Below are 10190 nucleotides of genomic sequence, written 5' to 3'. Positions count from 1 at the left end.
GCTCAACGAGATGAATTTCGGAAAAATTCCAGTGAACGGAATGCTTTGCCGAGTCGCCGGCAAATCGTTCCGTTGAATGAAGGGCGGGCAGGTGGTGAAAGACGCGCGTCAATCCCGTGCACACCCGGATGCCGCGCGCATTTTGGCGACACGACAATGGCAGCTGATGTATTCCGTTCAATGAAATCATCGAGGAGAATCCGCATGCAGGAACCGCATTCGCCCGGAACGTCGCGTGCCGTACGCATGCCGGCCGCGGACGAGGACGCCGCCGTCGATGCGGCCGGCGCGCCGGGCACCGGCATGCTGCAGCGTGCGTTCGCGATCCTGCGCGCGCTGGCCGGCATGCAGCAGGACGGCGTGCGCGTCACGCACCTCGCGAAGGCCGTCGGCCTCACGCAGGGCACCGCGCACCGGATCCTGCAATCGCTGATCGCCGAAGGGATGGTCGAGCAGGACGAACAGTCGAAGCTGTACCGGCTGAGCGTCGACTTCTTCGCGCTCGCCGCGCTGGCCGGCAACCCGAGCAGCATGCGCACGCTGTGCCGGCCTGCGCTGCTGCGGCTGTGCGCAAGCCTCGGCGAGACGATCTTCCTGCTCGTGAAGAGCGGCTTCGACGCGGTGTGTCTCGATCTGTGCGAAGGCCCGTTCCCGATCCGTTCGTTCACCGGGGACATCGGCGGGCGCATTGCGCTCGGCGTCGGGCAGGGCAGCCTCGCGATCCTCGCGTTCCTGCCGGAAGCCGAGCGCGAGGAAGTGATCCGCTTCAACGTGCCGCGCATTCGCGGTTACGGCGTGCTCGACGAGGTCTACCTGCGCACCGAGATCGAGCGCGTGCGCGAGCTCGGCTACGCGGGCCGCAACAGCGGCGTGCTCGACGGGATGGCCGGCGTCGCGGTGCCGATCCTCGATCGCACCGGCTACCCGGTCGGCGCGCTGAGCGTTGGCACGCTGGCGTCGCGGCTCGGCGACGACCGGATGCCGATGGTCGTCGAGCTGCTCCGGCGCCAGGCCGATGCGATCGGCCCGCGCACGAATCCGTTCGACGCCGCGTTGCGGCGGCCGATGCACGGTCTATCCGGGAAAACCGCATAGGCGCGTCGCGCGTTACCGTTTCGTCAGCTTGCTTACGCGAGCCATTCATGTCTGAGCAGAATGCGCCGCGTCCGGCGGGCTTCCATGCTTTCTATCGGCTTGCAGACACGCGCAGTCGCCGCCCGTTTCCCCTTCGTTCGTCTCCATTCGATTTTCAACTGCCGCCCAGTTGAACATTTCATTTCTTGATGCGACTGCGGCTGGATACCATCCAGCCACTGTCTATACAAGCCGACCGGCGCGTATGGCCAGCATCAACAAAACACAACATCGACAAGACGGTTTGGAGAGGAGATGACGGAGATGGTGCGAACGATGAGCAGGAAGACGGGCGTCGCGTGCATGAGCGCAGCCATGGCGATGAGTTTCGCCGGCGCCGCGCACGCGCAGTCGACGGTGACGCTGTACGGGATCGTCGACGCCGGCGTGACCTACACGAACAATTCGAAGGGCCATGCGCTGTGGCAGTTCACGGGCGGCAACGAATCGGGCCCGCGCTGGGGCTTGATCGGCAGCGAGGATCTCGGCGGCGGCCTGAAGGCGAACTTCCGGCTCGAGAACGGCTTCAACGTCGCGAACGGCGCGCTCGGGCAGGGCGGCCGGATGTTCGGCCGCTCCGCGTGGGTCGGCCTGAGCGGCGCGAACTGGGGCGCGGTGACGCTCGGCCGCCAGTACAACTCGACGCAGGACATCCTCGGCTCGCTGCAGATGAGCAGCTTCCTCGCGCAGTACTCGACGCATCCGTTCGACAACGACGACATCAACAATAGTTTCCGCACCAACAACGCGGTCAAGTACGTGTCGCCGACGATCGCGGGCCTGCAGGCGAACCTGATGTACGGGTTCTCGAATTCGACGGGCTTCTCGAACGACAACTCGTGGAGCGCCGGCATCACGTATACGCACGGGCCGCTCAATGCAGGCGCCGCCTATGCGCGCGTGAACCATCCGGCGGCCAGCGCGACGGGCGCCGTTGCGTCCGACAACTACTACCCGGGCTCGGCGTCGGTGTTCGGCGCCGGCCTGTCGAGCGCGGTGCGCCAGCAGATCTGGGGCGCGGGCGGCAATTACACGATCGGCGCGGCGACGCTCGGGCTGCTGTACACGGGCTCGAACTTCGGCCAGGCGACGGGCGGCGCGCTGCGCTTCAACAACTACGAAGGCAGCGTGCGCTACCTGATCACGCCCGCGCTGATGGCCGCGGCCGGCTACACCTATACGAAGGTCGCGCGCGGCGCCGACGACGGTCACTACCAGCAGGTGTCGGCCGGCCTGCAGTACCTGCTGTCGAAGCGCACCGATGTGTACGTGAACGGCTTCTACCAGAAGGCGTCGTCGGGCGTGGGCCACGCGTGGATCGACGGGACCGACGGGCCGTCGTCGACGACGTCGCAGGTGGCGGTGGTGGTCGGCATCCGCCAGAAGTTCTGATGCGCTGACGCGTTCGCGCGTCTTCCGGAGGAGACATAGATGAAATTCAGACTGTTGCTGGCGGCGCTGCCGTTCGTCGGGATGTACACCGGCGGCTCGATCGCCGAGGTGCGGCCGCTGCTGTTCGGCCTGCCGTTCCTGCTCGTGTGGAACCTGATCTGGATGGCGGCGACCGCCGCGATCCTCGCGATCCTGTTCCACCTCGACGAGCGCGACGCGGCCCGCGACGGCCGCACGGGAGACGCGCGATGAACGCCTCGATCATCATCATCGCGGCGTTCGCCGTGTTCGCGCTCGCGATCGGCGTGATGGCGCGGCGCGGCCGCAAGCTCACGCTCGAACAGTGGGCGGTCGGCGGGCGCGGCTTCGGTTCGCTGCTCACGTTCCTGCTGATGGCCGGCGAGGCGTTCTCGACCTTCTCGTTCCTCGGCGCGAGCGGCTGGACCTACAGCAAGGGCGTGCCCGCGTTCTACATCCTGTCGTACGGCTGCCTCGCGTTCGTGATCGGCTACTGGATGCTGCCCGCGGTGTGGCGCTACGCAAAGGAGCGCGGGCTCGTGTCGTTCGCCGACTACTTCGCGTCGAAGTACGACAGCCGCGCAATCGGCGTGCTGGTGTCGGTCGTGGCCGTGTTCGCGATGGTGTCGCTGCTGATGATCCAGCTGCGCGGCCTCGGCGTGATCGTGTCCGAGATGTCGTACGGGCTGATTCCGCAAGCGGCCGCGATCTGGATCGCCGCGACGCTGATGGCCGTGTACATGGTCGTGTCGGGCATCCACGGTTCGGCGAGCATCGCGATCTTCAAGGACGTGTTGATCCTCGCGATCGCGATCTTCCTCGGCCTGTACCTGCCGATGCACTACTACGGCGGCCTCGGCGAGATGTTCGCGAAGATCGACGCCGCGCATCCCGAACTGCTGCGCATGCCCGAGCACGGCTTCAACCTGAGCTGGTACAACTCGACGATCCTGCTCACGTCGCTCGGCTATTACCTGTATCCGCACGGCTTCACCGCGATCTACGTCGCGAAGGACGAACGCGCGCTGCGCCGCAACGTGATCCTGATGCCGCTGTACCAGGTGCTGATCGCGTTCCTGTTCCTCGTCGGCTTCGCGGCCGTGATGACGGTGCACGGGCTCGAAGGCGCGCAGACCGATCTCGCGCTGCTGCGTCTCGTGAAGCAGACGTTCCCCGCGTGGTTCGTCGGCATCGTCGGCGGCACGGGCCTGCTGACCGCGCTGGTGCCGGGCTCGCTGATCATGCTGAACGCCTCGACGACGATCGCGCGCAACATCTACCGCGAAGGCTTCGCGCCGAACGCGACCGACCGCGAGGTGACGGGCGTCGCGCGGATCGCGCTGCCGATCTTCACGCTGGTGGTCGTCTACTTCGTGCTGCGCGGCGGCGCGACCTTCGTCACGCTCGCGATCTTCTCGTCGAGCCTGCTCACGCAGCTCGTGCCGATGCTCGCGTCGAGCTTCCTGAAGCGGCCGTTCGGCACGCGGGAAGGCGCGTTCGCGGGGATCGTCGCCGGTGCGATCGTGATCGCGCTGACGAACTACTACGGCGTGACGCTCGCGTCGCTGTTCCCCGGCGCATCCAGCACGCTGACGTCGATCAACCCCGGGCTCGTCGCACTCGCGGTGAACGCGGTGATGTTCATCGCGATCAGCGCGGCGCAGCGCAAGCTGAAGGCGCGCGTGGCCGCGCCGGCCCGCTCCGCGTGACGACCCGATCGGCGTGCCGCCGCCGAACCGCCGGGCGACTGCCCGGCGGTTTTTCCGTGCGGCGGCGCCCGGCCCCTTCTAACTACAACAGGACACCGAAACGATGACGACCGAGAACAAGGCCGAGGACCAGGCCGACGACCGGCGCGAAGCGATCGACACCCTGATCGCGAACGGCTGCGTGATCACGATGGACCCGCAGCGGCGCGTGATCGAGAACGGCGCGGTTGCCGTGACGGGCGATCGCATCGTCGCCGTCGGCGACACCGCTGAATTGCAGGCGCGCTTCCGTGCCGCGCGCACGATCGACGCACGCCGCAAGGCCGTGCTGCCGGGCCTGATCGATGCGCATGCGCACGCGGGCCACGCGATGCTGCGCACGATCGGCGGCGCGGACGGCGATGCGTGGTCGGCCGCGGCCGAGACGATCTATACGCGCGCGTCGGACGAGGCGTTCTGGGAAACCGAATCGCATCTCGCGGCGCTCGAACGGCTGAAGGCCGGCGTGACGACGGGCGTGTCGCTGCTCGGCGGCGGCAACTCGATCATGCGCGTCGACGATCCCGTCTACGCGCGGCGTCATTGCGATGCCGTCGTGCGCACCGGCACGCGCTCGATCGTGGCCGTCGGCCCGTCGCGCCCGCCCGCGCCGCGTGCATACACGCGCCACGCGCCGGACGGCAGCGACACGCGCGACATCGATTTCGACACGATGTACGACGTGTGCGAACGCATCGTCGACGAATGCCACGGCGACGCCGACGGGCGGATCCGGATCGCGATCACGCTGCCGGTGTACGGGCCCGAGCACGACCCGGAGCTCGCGCAGTACGAGCGCGACTTTCGCGACCAGGCCGCACGCTACGGCGCGCTTGCGCGCGAGCGCGGCCTGACGTTCACGCAGGACGGGCACCGCGCCGGCACGCTCGCGTTCGCGCATCGCGAGCTCGGGCTGCTCGGTCCGACGTCGTTCATGTCGCACAGCATCGACCTGACCGACGCCGACATCGCCGCGTGCGTGGAAACCGGCACCGCGATCGTCCACAACCCGAGCGCGATCATGTCGATCATCGGCCGTTGCCCCGTGCCCGAGCTGATCGATGCGGGCGTGACGGTCGCGATCGCGTCGGACGGCGCGGCGCCCGATCGCGGCTACGACATGTTCCGCCACATGTGGCAGTGCATGCACTACCATCGCCGCCACTTCCGCGACCCCGACGTGCTGCCGCACGGCAAGGTGCTGGAGATGGTGACGATCGACGCGGCGAAGGCGCTGTCGCTCGATCACGAGATCGGCTCGCTCGAAGCCGGCAAGCTCGCCGACCTCATCCTCGTCGACCTGTTTCGCCCGCACATGATGCCGATGAACATGCCGGTGTATCGCGTCACGTGTTTCGCGAACGCGGCCGACGTGTGCATGACGATGGTCGGCGGCCGCGTGCTGATGGAGGATCGGCGCGTGCTGTCGGTCGACGAGAACGCGATTCTCGAGCGCGTGATGGAAGTCGCGGAGACGATGATCGAGCGCAGCGGGTTGCGTCGCCTGCTCGACGAACCGAAGACGCTGTGGGGGCGCAGTCACTACTGAGCGATGCCGCGCGGGCCGGCATTTGCGCGCTGCGATGTCGGCAAAGCCGGTCCTTTCGGGGCCGGCTTTTTTTCTGGTTTCGCCGCCGACGGACATGCTAGGATTTCTCTCAAACAACTTCGGAGACAGCTATGCCGTTCATCTGCGAAAACGTTGAATGTCGTGCCGTGCTGGCGCGCGGGCAGGTCAAGTCTCGCCAGGATGATGCGGGATGGTGCTTCTACTGCCCGGACTGCAAGGCCAGGAACGAGTTGATGGCGATCGGCACGGCCGATGGCTCCGTCGAGCTGGTTCAGCCGGAGCGAGCGAGCCCACCGCACAAGGTCGTCGCGACGGCCCGGCCACTGGACGACGGTAAATACGCGGCGCAGTTGCGCGTTCAGCGGGCGCTGGCGGTGAGGGGAACCTACGCGGCCGAAGAGCACTGGGAACAGCTCGGTGTATTCCCCGATGCGCAGGAGGCTGTCGAGCATGCGAAGTCGTTCGCAACCGACCTGCTGGAGCGGGCGGTCTAGTCACACACAGCACACCGCACACCGCACACCGGCGATCCACCTGTTTCCCGTCACGACACCGGGCTGCGGCCCGGGTGGCGTGACGGGCCGGCCAGCCCGCCACGGGCCGTTACATCACGCCGCCGCCGCTTCTCGCAGACGGAATTGCGCGACGGCATCGCTGAGCCGCGCGCCCTGATCCTCGAGCGACAACGCCGCGGCGGCCGCTTCCTCGACCAGCGCGGCATTGCGCTGCATCGTCTGCTCCATCTGGATGACCGCGGCATTCACCTGCTCGATGCCGGCGGACTGCTCGTCGAAGGCGATGCTCGTTTCGCCCATGATCGCATTCACGCGCTCGACCGCGACGACGAGCTCGGTCATCGCTGAACCGGCGAGCGCGACGAGACCGCTGCCGTCTTCGACGCGCTGCGCGGAATTGCCGATGAGTTCGCGAATCTCCTTCGCCGCCGATGCGCAGCGCTGCGCGAGCCCCCGCACCTCGGTCGCGACGACGGCGAAGCCGCGCCCCTGTTCGCCCGCGCGCGCCGCTTCGACGGCGGCGTTCAACGCGAGGATGTTGGTCTGGAATGCGATGCTTTCGATCACGCCGACGATGCCGGAAATCCGCGCGGAGCTGTGCGAGATCGCCGACATCGTCTCGACGACGCGCTGCATCGCGTCTCCGCCTTTTGCCGCGATGCCGGCCGCCCCCTCGGCGTAAGTGCGTGCATCGCGTGCGTTGTCCGCGTTCTGGCGCACGGTTGCCGTCAGCTGCTCCACGCTCGCCGCGGCTTGCTGCAGCGAGACGGACTGCTGCTCGGTGCGCGCGGACAGGTCGACGTTGCCGCTCGCGATCGTGCGCACGTCGCCGACGATCGTCTCGGTGCTCGCGCGCACCTGGCTCACGGTTTCGACGAGGCCGTCCTGCATGCGCTTCAACGCATTCAACAGATACGCCATTTCGTTTTCGCCCGGAATGACGACCGCGCCGGTCAGGTCGCCTTTCGAGATCCTGTCGAAATGCGCGACGGCGAGATGGATCGGCGCGATGATCGCCTTCGCGAGCACGCGCTGCGCCAGGAATCCGACGACCAGCGCGAAGGCGGCGACCGCCGCCATGGCCCACACGATCCGGTGGAAGCGTTCGCCGGCCGCGTCGTAGCGCGCCTTCTGGCGCGCGACCTGGAACGATTCGAGCGCATCGATCGCTTCCTGGTAGGCGGTGAAGAGGGCCGGCGGCGCGGTGCGGTGCGTGTCGAGGAAGTCGAAGGCGTTGTCGTGGTCGAGTTGCGACATCGCTTTCAGGAAAACCTGATCGAGCAAGGTGCGACGGCGCTGCTGCAGCGTATCGAACAAGGCCTGCTCGTCGGCATCGCGCGCATGCAGCCGCGAGTACGCGTCCAGTTCGTCGTCGCTCTGCTTGAGGAGCGTGTGGAGCTGCGCGATTTCCGCCTTCGCGGGCTGGCCGGCGCTGATGATCTGCGCGACGTCGCTGACGCGTTCGCGCAGCACGAGCATGCGCTCCGAGCTGGTTTTCAGGTGCAGCAGCGACGCGGTGTCGTCGCGGTACATCGCTTCGAGCGAGCCGTTGCCGGCATAGAGCGCGGCGATGCACGCGCCGACGACCAGGACGAGCAGCGCCGTATAGCCGGCGACGGTCGCGACGAGGCCGCCGCGGATGGTGAGTTTTCGCATGACGTTCCCTTGCCGGCGGCCCGACGGGCGGCCGACGGCGGATGTGGATTCCGGATCACGAACGACGACGGGCGCCGCGTTGCAAGACGGGGCGCCGGGACTGCGAACGGGTTAACGGCGGGCCGGGCGAGGAGGTTTTATCTGCACGCGACGCGAATCTGAATGATTGCGGCAGCGGGGGACGGAGGGTGGATGCGCGCGCGTGAAGCGCGCCGCGCCGATCGTCGAGGCCACGTCGCATGCGCCGCTCGGGATGCACGCGAATCATCCGTGGCCCCGGCCATCTGCTAGTTGCCATCACCCAGTCGCGACCGGATCTCGGCGATCGACAGATCGCGCTGATGCGTGGCGAACTGCCAGGTATTGCCCTACGGATCCCCGGCCATCGCTCGCCTGTCGCCGTATCGCGTGTCGGCCGTCGCCTCCACGCGGCCGTCAGCCTCCGGTCCTGAACCCCAGTGCCGCAGCCTTCGCGCGCAACTCGGCGAAGCGGTCGACCGCCGGATTGGTTGCGGGATTGGCCGCCGGATTGGCCGCCATTTGCGACGGATCCACGCCGGTAACCGAACCGGGCGACGAGGGCGCGCTTGTCCCCGGACACGTTCCGCCGAACGGACCTTGCGGGACCGTGAACGCCGGCGCGTCCGTGCGCGGCGCGTCGTTGAAATCGAGCGCGTAAGCGAGATTGAAGGTCGCCGGATCACTGCCGCGCACGCCGAGCGGTTTCAACCCGAAACGCCATTGCAGCAGCGCGTGAATCGAGCTCGGGTCGAACGGGTAGCGCGTCACCGAGCCTGCCCGAACGCGCGGGCCGAGCAGGGCGAGCGGCACGCGAAAGCCGAGCTTGCCGTCGTTGCCGAGCGCGAGCTCGTTGTTGCTGATCGGCCGGATCGGCGGCACCGCGTGCTCGAGAAACCCGCCCCACTCGTCATATACGACGATCATCAGCGTGCGGTTCCAGGTGGGACTCGTGCGCAGCGCGTCGTACACCTGGTTGAGAAACGCCTGCCCGTCGCGGATGTCCGCATGCGGATGGTCGTCCGCGGACGCACCTTGCAACTCGCCCGCGAAAACCGGGTCGACCATGCAGAACGGCGGCAGCGTTCCCGCCGCCGCGCTCGACAGGAAATCCGCGAACACATGCGAGATGCCGAGATAGCGCGTGCCATACAGCGCGGTGAACGGTACGTCGTGGTAGTAGTAACTGCAACCGATGCTGGCGTCGCTCAGGTTGTCCCAGATCGTGCGCAGCGACGAATTGTCGGGGGTATCGGTGAGGCGGTCGGTGGCGCCGCTGTGCAGGTAGAGGCGATTCGGAAACGTATTGGTCAGCACGCCGCTGAAGTAGAAGTCGCCGATGGTGTAGCTGCTTGCCGCCGCGCTGAAGAACGGCAGGTCGGCCGACGTGTAATAACCGATGGGCAGCAGGTCGCCCTGGGTCAGGCTCGTTCCAGGCGTCAGGAGCCAGCCGTTCATCTCGCCCGAAGCCAGTTGCGTGCGCGCGCCCTGGTAGGTGTGGTTCGGGTCGTGGTACGCGCATGCCTGATAGCCGTAGGCGGGATTCGCCGACAGCGGAAACGGTGCGTTGGTCCCGCCGAACGCGTCCCTGAACTGCCGATTGGCGGGCATCCCCTCGGCACCCGGCACCCAGCTCATGAAATGGTCGAACGATCGATTTTCCATCGTGACCAGCACGATGTGATCGATGCCGGAACTCGCCGGATCGGGCAACGCAGGCCGCGGCAGGCTGTAACGATTGCCGCCGTTCGGCGACGGCGTGTCGCCGATCGATGGGGCGCGCGCATTGCCGTCCACGGCCGATATGCCGTCCCCTCCGCCGCCGCAACCCGGCAGTGCGACACTGCCGGCCACCGCGGCAACGCCGGCGAGAAAGCGGCGGCGATCGTAGCGGCGATATGCATTCGTCTCGTCCATGACAACGTCTCCTTCGTTATTAAATGCGGCGCTGGCCAGCCGATCGCGCATCGCGGCAGCCGCGAAGCGACGCGCGCTCGCCGTTCGAACAGGCGAGCGGGCGCAAGGCGCAAGCTTCGTGCCTGTCGCTGAACAGGTGGCACTTCGTCGGTGATTGCGAATAGCGAAGCCGTCGTCAGACGATGGGTCGATGCCATTGCACCGGGCGTGGGTCGAAAGGAG

At 67.2% G+C, this 10190-nt stretch carries 8 protein-coding genes; 6 read left to right on the top strand and 2 right to left on the bottom strand.

Going from position 1 to position 10190, the window contains the following annotated elements:
* Positions 1-204: 204 nt before the first annotated feature.
* The 6 genes from U4Z64_RS03980 (at position 205) to U4Z64_RS03955 (ending at position 6356) form a co-directional block, all read left to right on the top strand.
* A complete protein-coding gene (locus tag U4Z64_RS03980; RefSeq protein WP_044845343.1) occupies positions 205-1095 on the top strand; it encodes an IclR family transcriptional regulator in 891 nt (296 codons plus the stop codon).
* Positions 1096-1410: 315 nt separating this feature from the next.
* Positions 1411-2526 carry a porin gene (locus U4Z64_RS03975; protein WP_415750291.1) on the top strand — a complete coding sequence of 372 codons (1116 nt, stop codon included), beginning with the start codon at positions 1411-1413 and terminating at the stop codon, positions 2524-2526.
* Between the two features lie 39 nt (positions 2527-2565).
* Entirely contained in the window at positions 2566-2778 is a 213-nt protein-coding gene (locus tag U4Z64_RS03970; RefSeq protein ID WP_124528938.1) for a DUF3311 domain-containing protein, read from the top strand.
* Positions 2775-4253, top strand: a complete 1479-nt coding sequence (locus U4Z64_RS03965) for a sodium:solute symporter (RefSeq protein ID WP_321819294.1) — start codon at positions 2775-2777, stop codon at positions 4251-4253. The genes U4Z64_RS03970 and U4Z64_RS03965 overlap by 4 nt, the downstream gene beginning before the upstream one ends.
* 103 nt (positions 4254-4356) lie before the next feature.
* A complete protein-coding gene (locus U4Z64_RS03960) occupies positions 4357-5841 on the top strand; it encodes an amidohydrolase family protein (protein WP_321819293.1) in 1485 nt (494 codons plus the stop codon).
* A gap of 131 nt (positions 5842-5972) precedes the next feature.
* Positions 5973-6356: a hypothetical protein gene (locus U4Z64_RS03955; protein WP_044845339.1), complete on the top strand. Its 384-nt coding sequence runs from the start codon at positions 5973-5975 to the stop codon at positions 6354-6356.
* A gap of 114 nt (positions 6357-6470) precedes the next feature.
* Here the strand turns inward: U4Z64_RS03955 and U4Z64_RS03950 are convergent, their stop codons facing one another.
* Together U4Z64_RS03950 and U4Z64_RS03945 are read right to left on the bottom strand one after the other, a co-directional pair.
* Positions 6471-8033 (bottom strand): methyl-accepting chemotaxis protein, encoded by a 1563-nt coding sequence (locus tag U4Z64_RS03950; RefSeq protein ID WP_124487646.1) that lies wholly within the window; start codon positions 8031-8033, stop codon positions 6471-6473.
* Positions 8034-8468: 435 nt separating this feature from the next.
* Entirely contained in the window at positions 8469-9968 is a 1500-nt protein-coding gene (locus U4Z64_RS03945; RefSeq protein WP_321819292.1) for an alkaline phosphatase family protein, read from the bottom strand.
* Between the last annotated feature and the right edge of the window lie 222 nt (positions 9969-10190).

The organism is Burkholderia sp. BCC1996 (genome assembly GCF_905339955.1).
In the GTDB taxonomy this organism is placed as follows: Bacteria; Pseudomonadota; Gammaproteobacteria; order Burkholderiales; family Burkholderiaceae; genus Burkholderia.
This window is presented reverse-complemented; position numbering and strand designations above follow the sequence as displayed.

What these genes read in the sequence shown, in the direction of transcription:
- U4Z64_RS03980 (WP_044845343.1), top strand. Translation starts at nt 205, where the DNA reads ATGCAGGAACCGCATTCGCCCGGAACGTCGCGTGCCGTACGCATGCCG.
- U4Z64_RS03975 (WP_415750291.1), top strand. Translation starts at nt 1,411, where the DNA reads ATGAGCAGGAAGACGGGCGTCGCGTGCATGAGCGCAGCCATGGCGATG.
- U4Z64_RS03970 (WP_124528938.1), top strand. Translation starts at nt 2,566, where the DNA reads ATGAAATTCAGACTGTTGCTGGCGGCGCTGCCGTTCGTCGGGATGTAC.
- U4Z64_RS03965 (WP_321819294.1), top strand. Translation starts at nt 2,775, where the DNA reads ATGAACGCCTCGATCATCATCATCGCGGCGTTCGCCGTGTTCGCGCTC.
- U4Z64_RS03960 (WP_321819293.1), top strand. Translation starts at nt 4,357, where the DNA reads ATGACGACCGAGAACAAGGCCGAGGACCAGGCCGACGACCGGCGCGAA.
- U4Z64_RS03955 (WP_044845339.1), top strand. Translation starts at nt 5,973, where the DNA reads ATGCCGTTCATCTGCGAAAACGTTGAATGTCGTGCCGTGCTGGCGCGC.
- U4Z64_RS03950 (WP_124487646.1), bottom strand. Translation starts at nt 8,033, where the DNA reads ATGCGAAAACTCACCATCCGCGGCGGCCTCGTCGCGACCGTCGCCGGC.
- U4Z64_RS03945 (WP_321819292.1), bottom strand. Translation starts at nt 9,968, where the DNA reads ATGGACGAGACGAATGCATATCGCCGCTACGATCGCCGCCGCTTTCTC.